This window comes from Sinobaca sp. SA16-1, assembly GCF_059510515.1.
Map to the genome: position 1 here is coordinate 254,003 of NZ_JCAKFL010000005.1, position 22,007 is coordinate 276,009.

23 protein-coding genes are annotated in these 22,007 nt (G+C 46.5%); 20 read left to right on the top strand and 3 right to left on the bottom strand.

What is annotated here, in order from left to right; translation table 11 throughout:
• Positions 1–33: 33 nt before the first annotated feature.
• Both AC5W2J_RS15315 and AC5W2J_RS15320 read right to left on the bottom strand, forming a co-directional pair.
• Positions 34–747 (bottom strand): C40 family peptidase, encoded by a 714-nt coding sequence (locus tag AC5W2J_RS15315; protein WP_496060331.1) that lies wholly within the window; start codon positions 745–747, stop codon positions 34–36.
• 182 nt (positions 748–929) lie between these two features.
• A complete protein-coding gene (locus AC5W2J_RS15320; RefSeq protein WP_496060332.1) occupies positions 930–2,492 on the bottom strand; it encodes a BCCT family transporter in 1,563 nt (520 codons plus the stop codon).
• Positions 2,493–2,704: 212 nt separating this feature from the next.
• Between AC5W2J_RS15320 and AC5W2J_RS15325 the strand changes: the two genes are divergently transcribed.
• From AC5W2J_RS15325 to AC5W2J_RS15405, 17 genes are all read left to right on the top strand, one after another.
• Positions 2,705–2,941, top strand: coding sequence for a hypothetical protein (locus AC5W2J_RS15325; RefSeq protein WP_496060333.1), 237 nt, complete (start codon positions 2,705–2,707; stop codon positions 2,939–2,941).
• Positions 2,942–3,232: 291 nt separating this feature from the next.
• Positions 3,233–4,663, top strand: a complete 1,431-nt coding sequence (locus AC5W2J_RS15330; protein WP_496060334.1) for an ethanolamine ammonia-lyase reactivating factor EutA — start codon at positions 3,233–3,235, stop codon at positions 4,661–4,663.
• 18 nt (positions 4,664–4,681) lie between these two features.
• Positions 4,682–6,052, top strand: a complete 1,371-nt coding sequence (locus AC5W2J_RS15335; RefSeq protein ID WP_496060335.1) for an ethanolamine ammonia-lyase subunit EutB — start codon at positions 4,682–4,684, stop codon at positions 6,050–6,052.
• Positions 6,053–6,063: 11 nt separating this feature from the next.
• Entirely contained in the window at positions 6,064–6,774 is a 711-nt protein-coding gene (gene eutC / locus AC5W2J_RS15340) for an ethanolamine ammonia-lyase subunit EutC (protein WP_496060336.1), read from the top strand.
• A 119-nt stretch (positions 6,775–6,893) separates the two neighbouring features.
• Positions 6,894–8,339: a DEAD/DEAH box helicase gene (locus AC5W2J_RS15345; RefSeq protein ID WP_496060490.1), complete on the top strand. Its 1,446-nt coding sequence runs from the start codon at positions 6,894–6,896 to the stop codon at positions 8,337–8,339.
• Between the two features lie 83 nt (positions 8,340–8,422).
• Positions 8,423–9,907, top strand: coding sequence for an NAD(P)H-binding protein (locus tag AC5W2J_RS15350; RefSeq protein ID WP_496060337.1), 1,485 nt, complete (start codon positions 8,423–8,425; stop codon positions 9,905–9,907).
• Positions 9,908–10,029: 122 nt separating this feature from the next.
• Positions 10,030–10,770 (top strand): SDR family oxidoreductase, encoded by a 741-nt coding sequence (locus AC5W2J_RS15355; protein ID WP_496060338.1) that lies wholly within the window; start codon positions 10,030–10,032, stop codon positions 10,768–10,770.
• A 99-nt stretch (positions 10,771–10,869) separates the two neighbouring features.
• Positions 10,870–11,349 carry a DUF6773 family protein gene (locus AC5W2J_RS15360; protein ID WP_496060339.1) on the top strand — a complete coding sequence of 160 codons (480 nt, stop codon included), beginning with the start codon at positions 10,870–10,872 and terminating at the stop codon, positions 11,347–11,349.
• Between the two features lie 21 nt (positions 11,350–11,370).
• On the top strand, positions 11,371–11,568 hold the full coding sequence (locus AC5W2J_RS15365; RefSeq protein WP_496060340.1) for a helix-turn-helix transcriptional regulator: 198 nt from the start codon (positions 11,371–11,373) through the stop codon (positions 11,566–11,568).
• 84 nt (positions 11,569–11,652) lie between these two features.
• Positions 11,653–12,462: a flagellar motor stator protein MotA gene (gene motA, locus AC5W2J_RS15370; protein ID WP_496060341.1), complete on the top strand. Its 810-nt coding sequence runs from the start codon at positions 11,653–11,655 to the stop codon at positions 12,460–12,462.
• 1 nt (position 12,463) lies between these two features.
• Complete coding sequence (gene motB, locus AC5W2J_RS15375) at positions 12,464–13,252, top strand: flagellar motor protein MotB (RefSeq protein ID WP_496060342.1); 789 nt, start codon at positions 12,464–12,466, stop codon at positions 13,250–13,252.
• A 233-nt stretch (positions 13,253–13,485) separates the two neighbouring features.
• The gene (locus AC5W2J_RS15380; protein ID WP_496060343.1) at positions 13,486–13,668 is read left to right on the top strand and encodes a hypothetical protein; all 183 of its coding nucleotides are present in this window, start codon (positions 13,486–13,488) and stop codon (positions 13,666–13,668) included.
• Positions 13,669–13,691: 23 nt separating this feature from the next.
• On the top strand, positions 13,692–13,958 hold the full coding sequence (locus tag AC5W2J_RS15385; RefSeq protein WP_496060344.1) for a hypothetical protein: 267 nt from the start codon (positions 13,692–13,694) through the stop codon (positions 13,956–13,958).
• Positions 13,959–14,059: 101 nt separating this feature from the next.
• Positions 14,060–14,362: a DUF4212 domain-containing protein gene (locus AC5W2J_RS15390; protein WP_496060345.1), complete on the top strand. Its 303-nt coding sequence runs from the start codon at positions 14,060–14,062 to the stop codon at positions 14,360–14,362.
• Between the two features lie 64 nt (positions 14,363–14,426).
• Positions 14,427–16,094, top strand: coding sequence for a sodium:solute symporter family protein (locus AC5W2J_RS15395; protein WP_496060346.1), 1,668 nt, complete (start codon positions 14,427–14,429; stop codon positions 16,092–16,094).
• Positions 16,069–18,015 carry a DUF294 nucleotidyltransferase-like domain-containing protein gene (locus AC5W2J_RS15400; RefSeq protein WP_496060347.1) on the top strand — a complete coding sequence of 649 codons (1,947 nt, stop codon included), beginning with the start codon at positions 16,069–16,071 and terminating at the stop codon, positions 18,013–18,015. The genes AC5W2J_RS15395 and AC5W2J_RS15400 overlap by 26 nt, the downstream gene beginning before the upstream one ends.
• A 32-nt stretch (positions 18,016–18,047) precedes the next feature.
• Complete coding sequence (locus AC5W2J_RS15405; protein WP_496060348.1) at positions 18,048–18,701, top strand: 3'-5' exonuclease; 654 nt, start codon at positions 18,048–18,050, stop codon at positions 18,699–18,701.
• A gap of 48 nt (positions 18,702–18,749) precedes the next feature.
• On the opposite strand, the gene AC5W2J_RS15410 is transcribed toward AC5W2J_RS15405, so the two are convergent.
• Complete coding sequence (locus AC5W2J_RS15410) at positions 18,750–19,838, bottom strand: exonuclease domain-containing protein (RefSeq protein ID WP_496060349.1); 1,089 nt, start codon at positions 19,836–19,838, stop codon at positions 18,750–18,752.
• A gap of 110 nt (positions 19,839–19,948) precedes the next feature.
• Here AC5W2J_RS15410 and nei point away from each other — a divergent pair, with 110 nt between their 5' ends.
• The 3 genes from nei to AC5W2J_RS15425 are packed head-to-tail and all read left to right on the top strand — an operon-like array spanning position 19,949 to position 21,982.
• Positions 19,949–20,770 (top strand): endonuclease VIII, encoded by an 822-nt coding sequence (nei, locus tag AC5W2J_RS15415; RefSeq protein WP_496060350.1) that lies wholly within the window; start codon positions 19,949–19,951, stop codon positions 20,768–20,770.
• Between the two features lie 16 nt (positions 20,771–20,786).
• Positions 20,787–21,395: a histidine phosphatase family protein gene (locus AC5W2J_RS15420; protein ID WP_496060351.1), complete on the top strand. Its 609-nt coding sequence runs from the start codon at positions 20,787–20,789 to the stop codon at positions 21,393–21,395.
• 56 nt (positions 21,396–21,451) lie between these two features.
• Positions 21,452–21,982, top strand: coding sequence for a GNAT family N-acetyltransferase (locus AC5W2J_RS15425; protein WP_496060491.1), 531 nt, complete (start codon positions 21,452–21,454; stop codon positions 21,980–21,982).
• Positions 21,983–22,007: the final 25 nt, after the last annotated feature.

The following is a 22,007-nucleotide window of genomic DNA, read 5'->3' on the forward strand; positions in this document are numbered from 1 at the left end:
TATCTCCTGCCGGTTCTTTTAATAAAGCTTTTTTTACATTTCTTTCGCTCCGAGGTATCTTGATTTCCAGTAGCTGTTGTCCATATCTGTTACTGTTACCCCCGTAGAGGCGCCGGCATGAACAAACTTGTTATCGCCTGCATAAATACCGACGTGTGAAGGGCCGGTTCTCGTTTCGAAAAAGACCAGATCGCCTTTTTCCGGTTTATCCACACTCGTTCCAGCTTTCCACATTTGGGCGGCGGTGCGGGGAAGATCCTTGCCGTGTTCGGCAAAGACGCTTTGAATGAGGCCGCTGCAGTCAAAGCCTTTTCTTGTCGTGCCTCCCCATAGGTAAGGAACGCCCATATGGCGTTTAGCCGACGAAATCAGGCTGTCCGCATCTCCGGAAGCCGAAGAAGAGGCCGGTTTTGGAGCGGATGCTGCTTCTGACGGCACAGTGGTAGAAGCTCCTGCTACGACAGGGGAGCCGGCAAGTCCTAAAGAACCGAGCGTCTGTGGACCGGCTACTCCATAGAAATTCCCGCGCGGGTTGGAGATGCTTGTCGACATCTGATAGTCCCGGACTGCCTGAAGCGTTTTGGATCCGAAAATGCCATCTATGTTGGAAGAAGGGTTGAATCCCTTTTCCGTCAGTGTTTTCTGAAGCTGCTCGACAAAATCGCCCCGGCTGCCTACTTTCATGGAAGATGCGGTGTTACCGGGCTGCGGAAGCGAAAATCCGCTTGTAGCTACATTAGTTATCATGGAATTCCTGCCTTTCGATATGTATATGTATGGACAACAGATGGACTCTTAAAAAGAATAAAAGTGTGCCATTAAATGTTTCATTTCTTCTTATAGTATCGGCAGGATATAGGAAAGGTTAAGCAGATAAATGAAATTTTCTAGAAAAAAAGCCTCCCTTCGACAAAAGGAGGCTTCTCTTTTTATTTTTTGCGTACATTGTTAATCCAGGCTTCATCCTGGTTCATCATTTTAATGGCTGCATAAATCAGCATAAATTGAATGATAATAATCGGCAGCCCCATTAATCCGGACACAATTTCGAGCGGGGCAAGTCCGCCGGCTCTCATTAAAACAAGAGCAAGCGACGTAATAATAACAGCGACAATAATCCGTAGAAATTTAGATGGTTCCTTTTTGCTCATATCTTCTGTGCTTGTATAAGCAGCAATGGTATACGTAGTCGAATCCAGAGTGGTTGTTAAGAAAACCATGGCCACAATCATAAAGACGGTAAGCGAGAGGGCAGGAAGTGGCAGAGAAGACAGAATAGCAGGAATAGCTGCCATTTCATCTCCGTTCTGCACGATCTCGAGCACGTTTACGTCTCCATTGATATAGCGGTGTACGCCGAGTCCGCCGAGAATACCGGTCGCAATCCAGGACAGCAGGGTAGGTGCCAGCAGATATGTTAAGATCATCTCTTTAATCGTACGTCCTTTTGATATTTTGGCGGCAAATACACTGTGCAGCATAGCCCATGTGGCGCTGTAGGCAAACCAGAATACCGTATTTGTCTGGATATGGCTGGCTCCTCCATCGGCTAATGATTCGGTCATAAAACTCATGCCAATGTAATTATTTAGAAGAAATCCAAACGTTTCTGTAAAAAAGTTAAGAATAAATACGCCGGGTCCGGCTATTAAAATAAAAATACCAAAAGCTCCTGCTAAGTACATATTAAAGGTACTCAAACGTTTGATTCCTTTTTCAATACCGACATAAGCACTGATGGAAAACATGAAGACCCAGATAATGGTCACAGCCAGCGTGAGGCCGAATGTCACTTCCATATTGAACAGTGCGGCGAAATTGTACGTAACGATGGGAGCACCGAGACCAAGCGTAACGGCCGCACCGGCCAAAATGCTGATCAGGAAAATAATATCCAAAAATTTCCCACGCGGTCCATCCGTAAAGGCATCTCCAAAAATACTCCGGAAAGCTTCCGAAATACGCATCAATGGACGTTTTCTGACATGAATAAGGTATGCCATTGCCGGAGCAATCATGACAAAGATAGCAAATACCTGAAAGCTCCACATAAACATCGCGTAGGAGTTTCCCCATAAAAGGGCTTCAGCAGACTGAGCTTCGACTCCGGCAGGCGGATCATTGGCTACAGATGACCATTCGAGCATGCCGGTCCGCATTAACGTAGAACCAACACCCATCGCTATTAAGATAGAAGCATATTCAAACAGGGAAAACTGAGGTTTTTCAGCAGGATCTCCAAGAACGACCTTTCCGTATTTGGAAAAGGATAAATAAAGGCCGGCTCCTACTAAAATAACCGCATACCAAAGATATCCCCAGCTGAATATGCTGACAATGGAATCAAATACAGGGTTTAATAACTCCAAAGCAGCGCCCTCGTTAGCTGCGAACATAACGCTTATCGCAATAATAACAATGAGGGCGGGAAGAAAAATTTTATAATCGATCAACGCCAGTTTGTTTTTTTTTCGATCGACTTTTGGTTCCATACAATACACTCCCTTTTAATGAATAACTAATTCTGACCCGATATGTTTCCAGTAGATTTGGAACAGGTGCATCCTCACCTCATACCCTGTTAAACGATAAAATATGCATTTGAAATGCTTTTTTTAATAAGATAGAAGAGAGCAAACGGAAATAAAGATTCAGAAGAGCAATCTAAGGGAAGAGTAAAGAAAAAGCAAAGGAGTGGATACGTATGGCGGAAATAACTTTTTCTTCCGTTCAGGGAAGCCATGAAACAAAAAGTGATAAGGGCCACAAAATAAACTACGATGTAACGGTGCTTTATGATGGAAAGGAGCCGACCTACAACATTCAGTACGAAACAAAAGACCGGATGGTGCCGCAGGCTGATACTATCAAGTTTGAAAATGGAAATACGGTATTCGAAGACGGGCAGAACGTGTTCCGGCTTGATAAAGAAGAAGAGTAAAGAGAAGTAAAAACAGATAATCAATATCCTGAAGATGCCGGCAGCTGCTGGGATCTTTTTTATATGCATGCGACAGGATGCACAATCAGCCAAAACTGCGGTGTGCTGGAAAGACAATTCAGACAAGGCAAAAAGTCCAGCTCAATACGTTGGTACATGCAGGTATTTTGACAGCAAAGACGAATATAGTTCAGTAAGGATTTAAACGTTGGACCTTATGAAGGAGCGGCCTTTCTAGCGGCCGGACGTTTATTAGAAAAGCAGAGTGAATCCGCCTGAAGGGAGGGCGTGATGGATAAAGAATGGATCACAAGTATAGGGATTGATATTGGAACGAGTACCACCAAATGCATTGTCAGCCGGCTTTATATTCAAGTATCTGACAATGGCTTTACACTTCCGGCCTGCACGATTGAACAACGAGAAGTTGTCTATGAAAGCGGGATGTACACGACCCCCCTGGTTAACAATGAAGAAATTAATATGAAAGCCCTGCAGGATATATTGGAAAAGGAATATAAGCACGGCGGGATTCGTCTTGCCGATGTGAAAGCGGGCGCTGTCATTATAACGGGCGAAACAGCGTTAAAGAAAAACGCAGAACATATCATTCATTATTTAGCCGACCGTGCCGGGGATTTTGTCGTGGCTGCAGCCGGAGCCTCGCTGGAAGGCATTTTAGCAGGCAAAGGATCCGGAGCGCTGGAATACTCCGAAAACCATACGGGTGTAACGGCAAATATTGATGTAGGCGGAGGTACAGCCAATGCAGCGCTGTTTAAAAACGGTCTTCCTTTTTACACAATAACGTTTCATGTCGGCGGACGCCTTCTGCGGCTGGATAAACAGGGGAAAGTGAGCTATATTGCCCCGTCTACGAAACGTCTTCTGAGCGGACACGGTATTCCGGTGGAGGTAAATGAGGCATTATCCATGAAAGAGCTGGAGGGCGTCTGTCAGCTGCTGAGCGGGCTGATGTTCGATGCAGTGACAGGCGGGGAGGCGGCAGAAGGGTTGATAACAGAGCCCGCATTATCAGCAGTTCCAACGATTGACACGCTCATATTTTCCGGCGGTGTCGGAGAAATGATGAGGGAGCCTAAGCCAAAGACAGTCGAAGAAACCGCGGTTTATGGAGACATCGGACCACTTTTGGCAGCGTGCCTGCAGGAAGAAGCGTTAAGCCGAAACCTATTCCTCATTCCTGCCAAAGAAACGTCCCGGGCGACAGTTATTGGAGCCGGTATGCAGAATACGGAAGTGAGCGGATCCACGATGTTTGTTAACCAGACGCTCCTCCCGCTTAAAAATCTGCCTATTTTAACGATTCCGGTATATGAACATGGTTCGGCTGCTACTTTTCATACCCGTCTTGAAAAGATGCTCGAAGAAGCGAAATCCATCTATTCAGAACAGCAGGATCCTCCCTTTGTGATCGCGCTGCCTTCTATAGAACACATCACATACGAGCTCCTGCAGGATATAAGCGACAGCATGGAGGCGGTGTACGCCAGAGAATTTGCTGATAAACGGATTCTTGCCGTGCTGAGTGAGAACGATCTGGCTAAAGTACTCGGACAGGCTCTCCAAAAGCGGTCAGGCAAGGACAAAGAAGTGATCTGCATCGATCAGGTGGATGTCACACACGGCGATTATATCGATCTGGGGCTTCCGGTTTCAGGAGAAGCGATTTCCATTTCTATTAAAACACTGGCATTTTGATGAAAAGGGGGAAAAGAGATGGAGAAAAAAGTAATTCTCTTCGGGGAAACGTATGTTTTTCACGGCTTGAAAGAAATTCTGGCCAAAGCAAATGAAGAGAGGTCAGGCGATGAGCTGGCCGGCCTGGCTGCAGATTCCATGAAAGAAAGGATAGCAGCGAAAATGGTGCTGGCCGATCTGACGCTTGGGGAGATATACGACAATCCGCTGCTTCTGCCGGAAGAAGATGAAGTGTCAGAGCTGATTGAGCAGTCTCTCCATAAAGAGAGGCTGCACGTGCTAAAAAGCTGGACCGTCTCTGATCTGCGGGAGTATCTATTGAGCGATGAACAGACAGGCAGTGATTTAGTCGAAACAGGAAAAGGTCTGACGAGCGAAATGATAGCGGCGGCGGCTAAGCTGATGTCCAATCTGGATCTGATTCAGGCAGCATCCAAAATTACCGTTCTGACCACATGCCGGACTCAGATCGGCCAGCCGGGCGTGCTCGCTTCCAGAGTCCAGCCCAATCACCCCTCCGATAATCTTAAAGGCATAAGGGCTTCTTTGTATGAAGGATTAAGTTATGGAATAGGAGATGCCGTCATAGGCATTAATCCGGTTATTGATACGACGAGCAATATTGACAGCCTGCTGCGGGAAACAAAAGCCGTTATTGATGAATGGAACATCCCCACGCAGAACTGTGTGCTCTCGCACATTACGAGCCAGATGAGAGCGGTGGAAAACGGGGCGCCCGCGGATATGCTGTTTCAAAGTCTTGCAGGAACCCAGGCCGGAAACGAATCATTCGGTATTTCAACGGCAATGCTTCGGGAAGCATCAGCGCTGATTCAGGAAAAAGGCACTGCACCGGGACCAAACCGCTGGTATTTTGAAACGGGGCAGGGGTCCGAGCTTTCCGCGGAAGCCCACGCAGGCATTGACCAGGTAACGCTGGAATCGAGATGCTATGGCATGGCGAGAGTATTTAATCCGTTTATCGTCAACACGGTAGTAGGGTTTATCGGTCCGGAATACTTGTTTGACAGCAAGCAGGTCATCCGGGCGGGGCTTGAGGATCACTTTATGGGGAAAATGCACGGTCTGCCAATGGGGGTCGACGCCTGCTACACAAACCATATGAACGTGGACCAGAATGATATGGACACGTTGAGCACCGTGCTCACCAGCGCAGGCGTTACCTTTGTGATTGGCGTGCCGATGGCCGATGACTGCATGCTGAATTACCAATCGCTCAGTTACCATGACATTGCCACGCAGCGCAGTATTTTCAACAAACGACCGGCTCCTGATTTTGAAAAATGGCTGGAAAGCAGAGACTTGATGAAAAATGGATATCTTACAAAAACATCCGGTGACGCGGGAGTGTTTCTGCACCGGGTATAGGAGGTAGCAGGATGGAAAAACAAAAAGATACGCATGCGGTCGACCTGAGGCAGTTTACACCAGCCCGGATTCAAGTCGGACGAACCGGCACAAGACCGCTCACAAAAGATGCGCTGTCGTTTCGAGTGGATCATGCCGCAGCCGTTGATTCTGTTTACGGGGAAGTGGAGGAGGCGCTGCTCGCGAAGCTGGGTTTGTTTTCGATAGATACCCGCTTTGAATCCAAGGAGAATTATTTGAAACGGCCGGATCACGGACGCCTGCTTTCTGATGGAGGGCGCCGGCGGATACTCGAGAACTGTGAAATGGCTCCTCAGGTGCAGATTGTTATCTCAGACGGTCTCAGCGCATCGGCGGTAGAGGCCAATATCATGGATGTGTACCGGGCGCTTAAAGATTCGCTCGATTCCTACGGTTTAAAAACAGGCACCTCTTTCTTTTTAAAAGGAGGGCGTGTCGGCTGTATGGATGCGATAGGAGAACTGCTTCAGCCTGAGGCCTTTGTGCTGCTGATCGGCGAGCGGCCGGGCCTCGTCTCGGCGGAATCTTTAAGTGCCTATATGTGCTATCGGCCCCGGGAGGGAACGAAAGAATCAAGCCGCATGGTAGTCTCCAACATTCACCGCAGCGGTACGCCGCCACTGGAAGCTGCCGCTCATATCGGGACATTAATTCATAAAATGCTCGAGCAGAAAACAAGTGGTGTCAAACTGGTTGTATAAACAAAAGGCAGGCCTCGTCCCTGCCTTTTTTTGCTGATTTTTTCCCTATTGCTTAAAGAACCATGTATGATTAAGTGCAGGATAAGACCAAACGAAATTTATAAACAAAAAGGATTGTGTTGGAAATGAAATCATTTACGCAGTATAAATTACAAGAGGACATACTCCGCGCGCTTGATATGCTTGGCTACAAGGAGCCGACCAACGTCCAGCAGAAAGTGATTCCTAAAGCGCTGGAAGGCCGGGACGTGATTGTAAAAGCAAGAACGGGAAGCGGGAAAACAGCGGCATTCGGCATTCCGCTCTGTGAGCTGGTAGAGTGGGAGGAAAACAAGCCGCAGGTGCTTGTACTTACGCCGACGAGGGAACTCGCCGCCCAGGTAAAAGACGATATTATCCATATCGGACGCTTCAAACGGGTTAATGCGGTAGCGCTGTATGGCAAGCAGCCTTTTGCCAAGCAGAAAAACGAGCTGAAGCAAAAAGCCCATATCGTAGTCGGAACCCCGGGCCGTGTACTCGATCACATTGAAAAAGGAACGCTTTCTCTTGAAAAAGTAAAGTACCTTGTTATTGATGAAGCAGACGAAATGCTTCATATGGGCTTTTTGGAACAGGTGGAAGCGATAATCCACCGGGTTCCCAAGCAGCGCAGAACAATGCTGTTTTCTGCTACGCTGCCGGAAAATATCGAAAAGCTCGGTCGGAAATACATGATCGAACCTGATTATCTGGAAGTGGAACCGGAAGCGGCTTCCGCCCAGGCGATTACCCATTATCGTCTGGACAGCATTCCGGAGAAAAAGCTCGAAACGCTTCATAAAGCAGCAGTCATGGAAAATCCGGAAACGTGCGTCATTTTCTGTAACACCCAGGCAGAGGTTGAACGGGTGTTTGCCTACATTAAACAGAAGGGCTATCCATGTGATAAACTGCACGGCGGCATGATCCAGGAAGATCGTTTTGACGTGATGGATGATTTTAAGAAAGGTTTGTTCCGCTATTTGGTGGCAACAGACGTAGCTGCCAGAGGGATTGACGTAGAGAACGTCACCCACGTTATCAGCTTTGACGTGCCGAGGGAACAGGAGAGCTATGTGCACCGCACCGGACGGACGGGAAGAGCAGGACGGAGCGGAACGGCGATAACGATTGCAGGTCCCCGTGATGAGCGTTATATGAAGTACATTGAAGACTATATCGGATTCTCCATTGAAAGAAGAGCGGTACCGGCTGAACAGAAAGTCACCCGCGCTCTGCCGGCTTTTCAAAAAAGCCTTCAGCAGAAGCCGGAGCGGAAAGCAGACAAAGGAGAACAGATGAATCAAGATATTTTAAAGCTGTATATTAACGGCGGAAAGAAAAAGAAAATCCGGGCTGTAGACTTTGTCGGCACGATTTCTAATATTGAGGGCGTATCGGCAGAAGACATCGGCATTATTTCCATTCAGGAGCAGTCCTCCTACGTAGATATTTTAAATGGAAAAGGCATGATGGTGCTCGAGGCACTGCGCCATACGACGATCAAAGGTAAAAATCTGAAAGTGCATATTGCTAAGAAGTAGGCGCGGCCATGCGTTAGTTCTGCTCCAAAAAAGGGTACTGAATAAGAAACATAATAAAATTTAGTATACTGGAGTGAATTTCAATGGCTGATAATCAACAGACAAAGCGTCCGAAAATTGCATTAACCGGAGCAAGCGGCTACATTGGCAGAAATCTAATGAATAAGCTAACCGAACATGCCGATGTGATCGCGTTATCACGTAACGGTGATAAATACGAAAACACAGAACACGTCGAATGGCGGTCCTGTGACGTGTTCTCCATGGCGGATGCAGAAAAAGCATTAAAGGGAGCCGATTATGCCTTTTATCTCGTTCACTCCATGATGCCTTCCGCAAAGCTCACACAGGGCACATTCGAGGATATGGATATTATTCTGGCGGATAACTTCGCCCAGGCCGCCAAGAAGAACGGGGTCAAGCAGATTGTGTATTTGAGCGGTCTGATGCCGGAAGCAAAGCAGCTCTCCAGACACTTGAAGAGCCGGCTTGAAGTTGAGAAGGTGCTCAGCGCTTACGGCATTCCCGTAACGACAATACGTGCCGGTCTGATCGTAGGACCGCAGGGCTCTTCTTTCCCAATCCTGCAGCGTCTGGTAAAGCGTCTGCCTTATATGATTCTTCCAAAATGGACGAATACAAAAACACAGCCTATCGCCCTGCCGGATGTGTTAAATGCGCTGGATAAAAGCGTCGGCAACGAGTCTGTATTTGGAAGAGCCATTGATGTGGGAGGACCGGAAGTCCTTACTTATAAAATTATGATGAAGCAGACAGCGGAAGTCTTAAATAAAGAACGCAAGTTTTACAATGTGCCTTTTTTCACCGTGAAACTGTCCCGGCTCTGGGTCAGCCTAACGACGCAGACGCCGAAGGAAATGGTGTATCCGCTTATTGAAAGCCTCGTGCATCCCATGGTCGTCAGCAAAGAGCGGGTAGTAGAAGGCATCAGTGACGGTAAAATCACATTTAAAGAAGCGGCCCGAAATTCCATCCGCGAAGAAGAACAGAAAAGAAAAGAGCAGGAAGAAAAAGAAAAACAGCAGGGGTCGGCTTCTCCTAAACCGAAAAAACCGGAAGTAGAGGCCAATGTCCGTTCGGTGCAGCGTGTTCCAATGCCGGACGGGAAAACAGCCCAGTGGGTGGCCCGGCACTATGTGGAATGGCTTCCCGGCTTGTTCAATCCTTTTCTGCGGGCAAAATGTGATGATCCGAGCAGCTGTGAACTTTATCCAAAGTTCGGAAGAAAACCGCTTCTTATTCTATCGCTTTCTGAAGAACGCAGTACGGAAGATAGAGCCCTTTACTATATTACAGGCGGAGCGTTTGCCAAGACGGTAGACGGTAACCGCGGGCGTCTGGAATTCAGGCATATTCCCGGAACAAGCGAGTGCATTGTAGCGATTCATGATTACATGCCTTCGCTGCCGTGGTTTATTTATCAGTATACGCAGGCGAGAATGCATATTTGGGTTATGCACAGCTATAAAAAGCACCTGGAACGCTATATTAAACGACAGAATAAAAAAGAAGAAACAACGGTATCTCCTTCTGAAGCAAGAGCCTAAACGCTCTTGCTTTTCTTTAGGCACATGCTGGAAGCAGAGGGAATGACATCTTGTATTTGTAAAATAGAGTCTTTTAAAGGTAGAATAAGAACACAGTTATCAAATTGGGAGGGTGTCGCTATATGGCTATGGAAGGAAAAGTTATTGTTATTACCGGAGCAAGCAGCGGAATCGGAGAAGCTGCCGCAAGAGAACTTGCATCAAAAGGAGCCTGCGTGGTCCTGGGCGCCCGCAGGGAGGAACGTCTGGAACTGCTTCAGCAGACAATCGAACATGATGGCGGAAAAGCCATCTATAAAACAACGGATGTAACGAAGCGCGAAGAGGTGGAAGCTCTCGTAAACGAGGCACTTCAGGCTTATGGACGTGTGGATGTAATGATTAATAACGCAGGCATTTCGCTTGCTTCCAATATGAGTAAGGCGAAAGTGAACGAATGGGATAGTATGATCGATGTGAACTTGAAAGGTGTTTTATACGGTGTTGCAGCCGCCCTGCCTGCTATGCTGAATCAGAAAGAAGGCCATATTATTTCCATTTCTTCTGAAGAAGGACATGAAACAGCGACATCCAATGTTGTATACTCCGCCACGAAAAGAGCAGTACGCGTTGTCATGGATGGACTTCGTAAAGAAGTGCAGCCGGAAGATAATATTAAGGCAACGACGATTTCACCGGGAGTGGTTGCAACAGAACTAACCGACCATTTAACAGATGAAGACCTGTTAAATATGATGGACAATTATATTCTTGGCCCCTCCCTTTATCCCGAAGATGTGGCTAATGCGATTACATATGTAATCGAACAGCCCGATCACGTGGCGGTTAACGAAATGCTCGTACGCCCGAAACCGCATCAGTAAAAACACTCCATAGGAGTGTTTTTTTTTATTAACTTAATGCAATATATATATTGCATTATGATTTATATAATATATAATTTTAGAAAAGGAGGCGTTATAATGCGTTGGTTTAAACAAAAAACAACAGATGAATGGATTGAACAGACAAAAAATAAAATCTATAAAGAGCTTTATCTCCTGGTCGTGTTATTTTGCGCTTTTTCGATTTTTTACAAAGAGATGGTAAACCCAGAGCCGTCTTCTCTACCTATAGTAGAATTAATGATTTTAGCTGGAACAGGAATCTATTACATGATAAGAGGGTGGCTGCTCGGTATTTTTAGTGCAGAAAAAGAAATACACGATCGAAACAGCCGTCTGCCGATGACAGCAAAGCATTTTATTTATGCTGCTGCGGGCGGGCTGATCATATCGCTGTATTTTGGTGTTAGAAGCGCCGTGGTATATGGAGAAGGAATGTCACAGAGTGTATATTATTTTTTTATCGTTTCTATGGGAAGCCTAATGATATATATTCCAGCTATGCTTTTGTTGGCATTTATTCCAGTTATTTTTACAAGATCAAAGAAACTGGAATAGTCCGGGAAGAAAGGAGAAGAAATGAAAAACTTAAAAATGAAAGCAGCCCGCGCAGAAAAAGATTTATCCCAGGGAGAGCTGGCAGCAAAAATAGGAGTATCCCGACAGACCATTGGATTAATGGAATCAGGTAAATATAATCCGAGTCTTCAGTTGTGTCTCGCTGTCTGCCATGTGCTTTCGAAAACCCTTGATGAGCTTTTTTGGCAGGATGAATGAAAAAGTTCGTCTTCCTCCTTCATTTCCAATGCGGCGTTGCCGATAGTAATGGTAGAGACGTCAAATTAAAGGAATGAATAAGGAATGGATAAAACAACCATTATTGGATTAATACTAGCACTTACGGCACTTCTCGGCGGAATGGTAATGAAAGGTGTGCAACTGGGAGCCCTGGTCAATCCGGCAGCCATCATGATTATTATCGTTGGAACCATCGCAACAATCGTTATTGGGTTTCCTACGAGTGAAATCAAAAATATACCTAACCTTTTCAAAATTATTTTCAGCGATAAAGGCGCTTTAAGTGTGGAAGGACTGATTCCGAAATTTTCAGAGTGGGCCCAGACGGCAAGAAGAGAAGGGCTGCTTGCGCTGGAACCGGAAGTAGATGAAATTGAAGATGAGTTTCTGCGTAATGGATTGAGTATGGTAGTCGATGGCCAAAGCTCGGACTTCATCCGGGATTTAATGACCGAAGAAGTGGAGGCGATGGAGGAACGCCATAAAGTGGGGGCAAGCATCTTCTCACAGGCAGGTACATACGCACCGACTCTTGGTGTGCTTGGGGCAGTGGTTGGACTGATTGCAGCCCTTGCCGACATGAGTGACACAGAGCTGCTCGGCTACGCGATCAGTGCGGCTTTTGTAGCCACGCTGCTTGGTATTTTTACCGGCTATGTATTGTGGCACCCGTTCGCCAATAAGCTGAGACGTAAATCAAAAAAAGAAATAGAAATTAGAGAAGTAATGATCGAAGGTATTCTTTCCGTACTTGAAGGGCAGCCTCCGAAAGTAATTGAGAAAAAGCTGCTGATGTATATTCCGGCAAAGAAGCGACAGAAAGTAATGGAAGATATTCAAAATGCAGAACCCGCAGCAGGAAGAGAGGGATAGCATGTCTAAACGAAGAAAAAAGCAGCATGAAGAGGAACACATGGGGGAGGATTGGCTTCTTCCGTATGCGGATATTCTCACCTTGCTTCTTGCCCTCTTCATTGTCCTGTTTGCTTCGAGTTCTGTAGATGCAAAAAAATTCGAGCAGATTTCGAACTCTTTTAATTCAGCGTTTGACGGAGGAACCGGCATAATGGAGCATCCGGAAATGGTACCGGAAATGGAACAGCTGGCAGGCCAGGATAGTATGGAATTGTCAGAAGTATCCGATGCGTCGGCTACGGAAGAAGAAAAGGAAGCGGCGGCGCTTGCTGATCAGGAAGAACTGCAGGGCATCAAGGAAAAGGTGGATCAGTTTATACAGGACCGGGGCCTTGAGGAAGAATTAAACACCAGCATTTCAGAAGATGGACTGATGCTTTCAATTGAAGATAATATTTTGTTTAATTCCGGTGAAGATGAAGTCCGGGAAGAAGCAGAATCATTATCTGATGAAATTTCAGAGCTCCTCGTATTAAGCCCTCCCCGGAATATAGTTATCAGCGGGCATACCGATAATGTACCTATTTCCAATGCGGACTTTGAAACAAACTGGGACCTCAGCGTACTGAGAGCTGTCCATTTTATGCAGCTGCTGCTTAATAATCCGGATCTGGACCCTGCTATTTTCAGTGCTAAAGGCTATGGGGAACATAGTCCGGCCGCAAGCAATGATACAGCGGAAGGCAGAGCACAGAACCGACGAGTGGAAATATTGGTGCTGCCATTAACAGAAGAACCAGCCCCTTAACAGAAAAAGAGCGGAGCCGGAAAGAGGCAGCGCTCTTTTTTTACTTTGATCGTTTTTTAATATTTTAGAATTTTTAAAATAAGAGTTGCGGGCTGATGATATTTTTGGAATAATGTGTAGTATAACAAAACGCAGAGAATACCCTGCGTGAAAAACAGAAAGTAGAGTGATTACTGTTTTTATCAGACTGGTAAGTCTGAATTTGAAAGCTCGCTCACAAAAGGGGGATGAAAATGGCTGCATTGATTTTATTTTGGGTGGTTATGCTGGGAAGTCTGGTTGTGGCATGGAAAATGAAAAAGCCGGCGCTTCTGCTGATGCCGTTTCTGGCGATCGGAACCTATATGGTAATCGAGATAGCGAAAGTACCGCTGCCGTTTTGGGAAACAGTTCAGTTGATTTTCGGCCTGCAATAACATATTAAAGGAGAGGGCCAGGTATGAGAAACCAAAACGAGCAGAACGAACGGTGCATTCATTGCAGCAGTGAACGAATCGCTGTGATGTCGAAATGGCGCTACGTCTTTTTTATGTCAACGCTTCCTGTCATAATGGCGGTGATTCTGGGATGGTGGATGACATCATTTTTCTTTGTTTTCATTCCCGCTGTCATTGTGTTGAATAGTATATTGGCTGCTAAAAAGCCACCGATCATTATGTGTATGAATTGCAAAAAAGAAACAGGAAGAGTTTCACATAGTGCATAATGATTCATGCATTCATTTTTGAAAGCGCTCACAAAAAGAGGGGAGGATAGAAAAACGAAAGCGCACAAAAACTACTAACTTATAGAGGCGGGTGTTAATAAATGAAAAAAGTAGAGAAAAAAGTAGCGGATGCTTATTTTAAAACAAGGACGACGATGATTTCGATCTTTTTATTCATTGGATTTCTCGTTTCCTTCGGTGTTGTAACCTTCGCGGAATTCTTTTCACAATTTATGTTTATGGGCGTACAGTTTCATTATTATATGGCCTCCCAGGGAGCCGTGATCGTCTTTATAATTCTTTTATTCCTAAATGCGATTCTAAATGACCGCGTGGACAAAAAATATGGCATTGATAATGATGAAAATGTCCGGATCAGCGGTGGCAAAACGGTAGATCATTAATAAAAAAATCACTGCAGCAAAATAACCATTACAGACAAACTAAACATTCAGGGGGGTCACCAGCTTGGACATGCAAACACTCGTATCTGTAAGTCTGATACTCGCTACATTTGCACTGTATATTGGAATTGCCTATTTCAATAGAGCTAAAAAAACATCTGAATTCTACGTAGCCAGCCGCGGGATTCCAGCATTCTGGAACGGTATGGCAATAGGCGGCGACTGGATGAGTGCCGCTTCATTTATCGGTATGGCCGGAACAGTTATGGCTCTCGGCTATGACGGTCTCGCTTATATTATGGGCTGGACAGGCGGCTATCTTCTGCTTACCTTCCTCCTGGCACCACAGCTTCGTAAATACGGACGGTTTACGGTTCCTGAATTTATCGGGGACCGGTTTGACAGCAATACAGCACGATTAATATCAGCAATTGCCACTATTATTATCAGTTTTACTTACGTTATCGGCCAGCTTTCCGGATCCGGAGTTGTTATTGGCCGTTTGTTCAGTATCCCGGCCGCATACGGCACGATTATCGGGGTTGTTATTATTGCGATTTATGCTTCTCTCGGCGGTATGAAAGGGGTTACTTGGACTCAGGTAGCACAGTACATCATACTTATTGTTGCTTATATTGTACCGATTGTATTTATGTCCCTGCAGGTTACCGGGAATCCGCTTCCCTGGCTGACCTATGGAAATGTCGTTAACGAGATTGGTGCTTTGGACAGGGAACTTGGATTTACTGAATACTTTGCACCGTTTTCAGAGAGTGACCGAAGTCAGTTTATTGCTCTTATGTTTACATTAATGGTAGGAACCGCAGCACTTCCGCACGTTATTGTTCGCTTCTACACCGTAACAACAATGAAAGCGGCACGTTGGAGCGGTGCATGGGCACTGCTGTTCATTGGTTTTCTGTATCTTTCTGCGCCGGCTTACGCTGCATTTTCCCGTTTTATTCTAATGACAGAAGTAGCCGGGCAGCCGATTGATCAGCTTCCCGCCTGGACGGAAAGCTGGGTCAACACGGGTCTGCTGGAAATTGCCGATACCGACGGAGACGGCATACTGGACTGGGATGAGATCGCTGTTGGCAACGATATGGTAGTAATGGCGACGCCGGAAATTGCCAATCTGGGCATGTTCGTTATTGGTCTTGTAGCAGCCGGTGCGATGGCTGCGGCTCTATCGACTGCGGGCGGTCTTTTGATTACGATCTCCTCTTCCTTCGCTCATGATATTTACTACCGCCTGATGAATCCGACAGCATCAGATAAAAAGCGTTTAAATGCAGGACGGATTGCAATTGTTGCCTCTACAGTAGTAGCTGGGATTATTGCACTGGATCCTCCGGGCGTTATCACACAGATTGTAGCCTGGGCCTTTGGACTGGCCGGCGGAACATTCTTCCCGGTTCTCTTCCTTGGCGTATGGTGGAAACGTATGAACAAGCAGGGGGCCATTGCCGGAATGCTCGTAGGTCTCGGTACGACACTTACGTACATCTTCCTGGCGCTTAATGGAATTACACTCCTTGGCATTCAGGACACAGGAGCCGGTATTATTGCCGTACCTATTAACTTCCTTGCATGTATTATCGTGACGTTATTAACCCCGGCTCCTGCTCAGCATCTGCAGGATGATGTAGTGGATCTCCGCTATCCGGAACAAATGACATATAAGAACGGTGAGGTATGGATGAATGATGGAACAGAAGAAGACAAATAAAGAATACTTGGAGCAGGTACATCTCCATCCCTTATTCAGCGGCGCACCAGCCGCTGAATTTGGTGCATTAATGGAGACATGCTCCTTACAGTCGTTTTCCAAAAATCAGCGTATTTTATACTCGGAAAGCCCGAGAGACGGGCTGCTTCTTATCCTGGAAGGTTTAACGGAAGTATATGTGAGCTTTTCCAAAACAAAAGAAAAAAACCAGGAAGTTCTTGAAGTGCTGGAAAAAGGAGAAGTTATCGGGTTATCAAGCCTTGCTGATTTTCTGGGGGAGCCATCGGCCGAACAGAACAATTACACGGTAGAAGTACGTGCCATTGAAGAGTCGGTCTGCCTGTACATTCCGTACCAGGTGATGGAAAAAGTATGGCACCGCGAAGAAGTGCGTGATTTTGTCATGCGTCATGTAGCCGTCAGGCTGAGGGATATTTATGCTTCTCTTGCAGAACAGGTGCATCTTGCCCAGAAGTGGGGGGAGAGCGATCCGTTTATTCAACGGGTACAGGACGTAATGAATGCGCCGCCTTTAATGGTGGAAGAAAAAGAAAGCATTCAGCATACAGCAGAAAAAATGGTCGACCAGCAGGCAAGTTCCATTGTCGTTGTCAACGAAAAGCAGCGGCTGCAGGGCATCATTACTGAGAAGGACCTGGTGCAGCGTGTCATTGCCGCAGACAGGAAAACAGGTACCGCAGCTGATATTATGTCTTCGTCTCCTTACACGATTTCCCGGAGGGCCTATTATTATGAAGCGATGTCGAGTTTTCTTATGAATGGCATCAAGCACCTGCCTGTCGTGAATGAAGACAGCAAAAGCCAGGTGGTCGGTATGATCACGCTGTCCGATCTGCTGAAAAAACAAAACCGCGGCAAATTTGACGTTCTACGGGAAATCGAAGCATCTTCCAGCGAAAGCCTTGCTGACGTGAAATTTGCCATTTATGAAGTGCTCGGCCATCTGATTGATGACGGCATTCCGATTCTTCATATCATGAAAGTAGTCACGAACCTGTATGACCGTCTGATCCGTCACTGTACCGAACTTGCGCTTGAAGAAGTAAAAGAAGAACTCGGAAGCCCGCCCTGTGATTTTGCGTTTTTCCTGATGGGAAGCGGGGGCAGGCACGAACAGTTTATGATGACGGACCAGGATCATTTTCTTGTGTATGAAGAACCGGCTAAAGAAGAAGATCGTAAATCCAATGATGCCTATTTTAAAAAGCTTGGAGAACAGATTGTTTACTGGCTGGAAACCGCAGGCTACAAACGCTGTGATGGAAACATGATGGCAAGCGCTCCCGGTTGGCGGGGAACGATTGATCATTGGGAGGATAGAATCCGGACATGGGGTCTTCGAGCCACCAATGAAAACATCCTGCTCGGTCAGAACTTTCTTGCGTTCCGCTGGATATACGGCAGTGAAAAAGTGAGAGATCAGTTTGTAAAAGGCGTGTCCAAACAGCTCGGAAAATCAAAAATATTTCTAAGGCGTGCAGCCGAGCTTGAAAAAAACGTGCCGGTTCCCGTACTGGACCATCCAATACGTGCCCTGTTCCGCGTGAAAAAAGAAGGCATGGATATAAAAAAGCAGGCTTTGTTTCCTTTTCATCATTCGCTGCAGATTCTTTCAGCCGAGCACGGTATTTTAGGAGAAACGCCGGAAGAAATGATAGAGCATCTTAAAGATAAAAGAGTAATGGATGAACCTTTTGCCGATGAGCTGCTTTATGCTTACGAAGTAGTGCTTCACATCAGGGTGACGCAGTCATGGGACCGGTATAAGCGGGAAGAGGAAAATTCCAGCGAAGTGTCGTTCCGACAGATGAAATCAAGGGACAAAGAAGCGCTGATACAAGCGTTAAAAGCCATACGCACGCTTCAGACAAAAGCAGTGGCGACATTTGGAATGGCTTAAAGAGATCAGGGGATGAAAAGGAGGGGAGTCTTATGATATTTTGGAAAAAAAAGAGTCTTCACTATCAGTTAAACAACGAACTGCCATTAAATACCCCGTTAAAGGAGCTCGGCTTTACCGTATTTGATACAGAAACGACGGGGTTTGCTGTAGGCAGCAGAGACCGGATGATTGAAATTGGAGCCGTGCAGGTGCAGGGCCTGGAAGTTACCGACCATACATTTCAGACTTACGTGAATCCGGAAAGAGAGATTCCTGACTCCATTCAGACCCTGACTGGCATTAAGCAGTCTGACGTGGAAGGGGCACCTCTTGCCCTGGAAGCGATTGAAGCATTTTATCAATTTATTGAACAGTATGACAGCGGCGGCTGGGTGGGCCATTACCTTGATTTTGATATTATGGTGCTGAAAAAAGAACTGGCCCGGCACAAGCTGACTTTTGATGAACCGACGTATATTGACACGCTCGATGTGATCGGTTATTTGAATCCATCCTGGGATATGAGAGATCTCTCCCACTATGCGATTCAGTTCGGTTCAAAACTATTTGATCGGCACAGCGCTCTTGGCGATGCCCAGACTACTGCTCATCTGCTCGTTGAACTGCTTTATCATATTGGTGACCGGGGCAAGCTGACGCTCGGTGATTTGATTGAAATTACGAAAAAAGACAACGGTCATTAACACCCTAAATTACGACAAAAAAAGCGGAAGGCGCCGGCCTTCCGCTTTTTAGTATGCTCGTTTTTTATCGGAAAACTGAATTTCTTTATCCAGCAGTTCCAGAAAATAAGGTGTGCCTTCAGGGTTTTTCTGCTGAAGCAGGCCGAGGGTCAGCTTCACGTCATCAAGCGCCCTGTGGGACTGCGTCTGGGCAAGGCCATGTGCCTGACAGAGCGAAATGAGCTTTTTGGAAACAAAGCCGTACTGTTTCCAATTGACGCCTTTTACCGAACAGTGCCACGGCTTTTCTTTAACAAAAGGAAAATAGCGGGAAACAAAACCGCGGTCAAACGAAGCGTTATGAGCGACAATCAGGTCGGACTGCTCCAGAAGCAGTTCGATTTTAGGATGATCGAGGCTTTTTCCGCGGACATCTTCATCGGTAATACCATGAACCCTTGTAACACCCGGCGGAATCGAGAAGCTTGGTTCATTTAAGTTATTCAGCTCTGTGAGAACCTTTTCCACTTCGCCGGTTTTATTGTTAACAAGACAAACGACTAAACCGAGTTCGACCACTTCATCTTCTTCCTTGGACATTCCTGTGGTTTCCACATCAACGATAGCTACTTTTACTAATGATGGATCGGTATGGGACTGGTCCATCAGCTGTTCAGGCAGCCACACCCGGGTAACGCCGTTTTCTGTTTTTTTATCCAGAACGCGGGAGTGGGTAAGGTACCATTTGAGGGAAGAGGAAACAGCTCCAGGCACCTTCTGCTCTGCTTCTTCAGCGGCAATACCCGGATTTTTTATTAATACTTCGGCAAGAGCATTGCGGGCGGATTCGATGTCATCAATACCGCGGACCGCCTTTTCATGCTGAACGGAAGTATAGGCTCCTGCCTTATACACAGAAGCAACGGCTTCACGTGCAAGTTCAAATTGATCAGTGGTAAGATAACAGCGGAGCAACACGTCCCGGCATAACAGCTGACCGGGAGGTTCTCCTGCTTCCTGCATGTACATTGGGAGCAGGACAATGCCCTGTTCACACAGCTCAATCGTACGCTCCAGGTCCCCCTCCTGGGTGGACGTGGGACGGTTCGCTTCAATATTCTGGTTTAATTTATTAAATATATTAAGAATAGCACTCATGACTGTTCTCCTTTATAAACGATATATGGGCTCAAAAAATCAACTTCTTATATATGATACAGGACGAAAGAAAAAGGGTAAAATAATAAATAGGAAAGGCAGCGATAAACATGCCGGAAGGACCAGAAATCAGACGGGCCGCAGACCAGGTGGAAAAAGCTCTACAGGCAGGCCCCGTTACAGAAATGTATTTTGCATTTCCCTACCTTCAGTCGTATACCGCTTCGTTTGAACAGGCAGCAGTATTAAAAGTGGAGACGAGAGGAAAGGCGATGCTGATCCGTTTTGATAACGGCTACACCATTTATTCCCACAACCAGCTGTACGGGAAGTGGTATGTCCGTTCAGCATACAACTATCCTGCTACAAAGCGCCAGCTGCGGCTGGCGATACACAATGAAAAGAAGTCCGCTCTCTTATACAGCGCGTCGGAAATAGAAGTACTTAGAGACGAAGAAGTGGAAGATTATCCGTTTTTAGCGAAAATCGGCCCGGATATTTTAAATAATGAAACGTCCTCTGCGGAATTATTTGAGCGGATGACGAGCCGGAAGTTTGTTAACCGAAAATGGGCCTCCCTTTTACTGGACCAGTCGTTTGTAGCAGGCATCGGCAATTACCTGCGAAGCGAAATTTTATTTGAAGCGGGGATTCATCCGGGAAAAAGGCCCGCGGATTGTACCGATGAACAGCTTCAAAGCGCAGCCGAAGCGCTGATTACATTAGTAGAGCGCTCCTATCAGACAGGAGGTATCACCACAGACCGGGAAACAGCCGGCCGCCTGAAAGAGAGAGGGCAGAGTTACGCGCAGCGAAGGCACTGGGTGTTTAACAGAGACGGGGACCAGTGCCGTATAGACGGCACGGATATTCAAAAGATTACGGCAGCGTCGAGACGGCTTTATTTTTGTCCTTCCTGCCAGCCGGAATAAAAAGGAGATGTGGAAAATGCTGACAGTTTATTTAGTACGCCATGCCCAGACCGAATGGAATGCGCAGGGAATTGTGCAGGGGTGGAAAGACTCTCCGCTGACCAGGGACGGTACCGTAAAAGCCGAACTGCTGGGCAGGCGCTTAAAAGAGATCCCTCTGGACGCTGTATACGCGAGTCCGACAATGCGGGCGGTAAAGACAGCCGAGATCATATCCGGACAGCCGGCAGCTTCCATCAAAAAAGAAAAAGGGCTGATGGAGCTTAATTATGGGAGCTGGGACGGTCGATCAGCGGAAGCCATTCAAAAAGAAGAAGAAGCAAAAGTGACGACTTTCTTTACCGAGCCCCATTTATTTGAGGCACCGGGCGGCGATACGTTTCCCGCCCTCCAGCAGCGGGCGGCGTCTGCCTGGGAGAACATAATAAATACACACGAGCAGGGCCAAATTCTGCTTGTGAGCCATTCTGGTACATTGAAATGCCTGCTGGCGTATTTAAAAAAAGAATCGCTGAAACATTTTTGGGAAGCCCCTCCACTGGCGAACTGCAGCCTGACTCATATTGAAATAAAAGACGGGCGTATAGATGTAAGAAAAGAGGGAGATACAAGCCATTTTAATTAAAGAAGGAGGAGCATCCATTGAAAAAAAGAACCGGTAATCACTACCAGCTTCGTTTAATGAATCTGGATGACGCAGAAGATTTGTACTATATTGCAACGGAAGCATCCAACTGGACGTACATGGTGAGGTACCTTTCTTCAGTAGAAGACATGAAAAGCATTATTGAAGAGGCCTGTCTGGAATACGAACAGGGAACCTCTTTTCCTTATACGGTTATCGAGAAAAAAACCGGGCGCATCAGAGGATCGACCAGGTTATACAACTACTCCCAAAGCCGGCGTACGATAGAGCTTGGATCGACTTATTTCAGCTCTTTCCTGCATGGCACCGGCATAAATGCCGAAACAAAATACCTGCTGCTTCAGCAGGCATTTGAAGAAATTCATGCGATTCGGGTGCAGATTTTAACAGATGAAAAAAATGTGCCGGCCCAGCGGGCATTGGAGCGCCTTGGGGCGGTAAAAGAAGGAATGCTCAGAAACGAGCGTCAGCTTCATGACGGCCGGATCCGAAATGCAGTAATGTATAGTATTATTGCAGAGGAATGGCCTAAGATTAAGGTACAGCTTAAATGGAGAATGGGATAAGAGAAAGAACGACGCAAAAAGCAGG

Bases quoted from the DNA above. Each gene is read 5' to 3' on its own strand.
- eutC (WP_496060336.1), top strand. From the start codon at position 6,064: ATGGAAAAACAAAAAGATACGCATGCGGTCGACCTGAGGCAGTTTACA.
- AC5W2J_RS15320 (WP_496060332.1), bottom strand. From the start codon at position 2,492: ATGGAACCAAAAGTCGATCGAAAAAAAAACAAACTGGCGTTGATCGAT.
- AC5W2J_RS15400 (WP_496060347.1), top strand. From the start codon at position 16,069: ATGATGGAACAGAAGAAGACAAATAAAGAATACTTGGAGCAGGTACAT.
- AC5W2J_RS15315 (WP_496060331.1), bottom strand. From the start codon at position 747: ATGATAACTAATGTAGCTACAAGCGGATTTTCGCTTCCGCAGCCCGGT.
- AC5W2J_RS15365 (WP_496060340.1), top strand. From the start codon at position 11,371: ATGAAAAACTTAAAAATGAAAGCAGCCCGCGCAGAAAAAGATTTATCC.
- AC5W2J_RS15380 (WP_496060343.1), top strand. From the start codon at position 13,486: ATGGCTGCATTGATTTTATTTTGGGTGGTTATGCTGGGAAGTCTGGTT.
- motB (WP_496060342.1), top strand. From the start codon at position 12,464: ATGTCTAAACGAAGAAAAAAGCAGCATGAAGAGGAACACATGGGGGAG.
- AC5W2J_RS15360 (WP_496060339.1), top strand. From the start codon at position 10,870: ATGCGTTGGTTTAAACAAAAAACAACAGATGAATGGATTGAACAGACA.
- AC5W2J_RS15420 (WP_496060351.1), top strand. From the start codon at position 20,787: ATGCTGACAGTTTATTTAGTACGCCATGCCCAGACCGAATGGAATGCG.
- AC5W2J_RS15410 (WP_496060349.1), bottom strand. From the start codon at position 19,838: ATGAGTGCTATTCTTAATATATTTAATAAATTAAACCAGAATATTGAA.
- AC5W2J_RS15425 (WP_496060491.1), top strand. From the start codon at position 21,452: ATGAATCTGGATGACGCAGAAGATTTGTACTATATTGCAACGGAAGCA.
- AC5W2J_RS15330 (WP_496060334.1), top strand. From the start codon at position 3,233: ATGGATAAAGAATGGATCACAAGTATAGGGATTGATATTGGAACGAGT.
- AC5W2J_RS15350 (WP_496060337.1), top strand. From the start codon at position 8,423: ATGGCTGATAATCAACAGACAAAGCGTCCGAAAATTGCATTAACCGGA.
- AC5W2J_RS15335 (WP_496060335.1), top strand. From the start codon at position 4,682: ATGGAGAAAAAAGTAATTCTCTTCGGGGAAACGTATGTTTTTCACGGC.
- AC5W2J_RS15385 (WP_496060344.1), top strand. From the start codon at position 13,692: ATGAGAAACCAAAACGAGCAGAACGAACGGTGCATTCATTGCAGCAGT.
- nei (WP_496060350.1), top strand. From the start codon at position 19,949: ATGCCGGAAGGACCAGAAATCAGACGGGCCGCAGACCAGGTGGAAAAA.
- AC5W2J_RS15325 (WP_496060333.1), top strand. From the start codon at position 2,705: ATGGCGGAAATAACTTTTTCTTCCGTTCAGGGAAGCCATGAAACAAAA.
- motA (WP_496060341.1), top strand. From the start codon at position 11,653: ATGGATAAAACAACCATTATTGGATTAATACTAGCACTTACGGCACTT.
- AC5W2J_RS15355 (WP_496060338.1), top strand. From the start codon at position 10,030: ATGGCTATGGAAGGAAAAGTTATTGTTATTACCGGAGCAAGCAGCGGA.
- AC5W2J_RS15390 (WP_496060345.1), top strand. From the start codon at position 14,060: ATGAAAAAAGTAGAGAAAAAAGTAGCGGATGCTTATTTTAAAACAAGG.
- AC5W2J_RS15405 (WP_496060348.1), top strand. From the start codon at position 18,048: ATGATATTTTGGAAAAAAAAGAGTCTTCACTATCAGTTAAACAACGAA.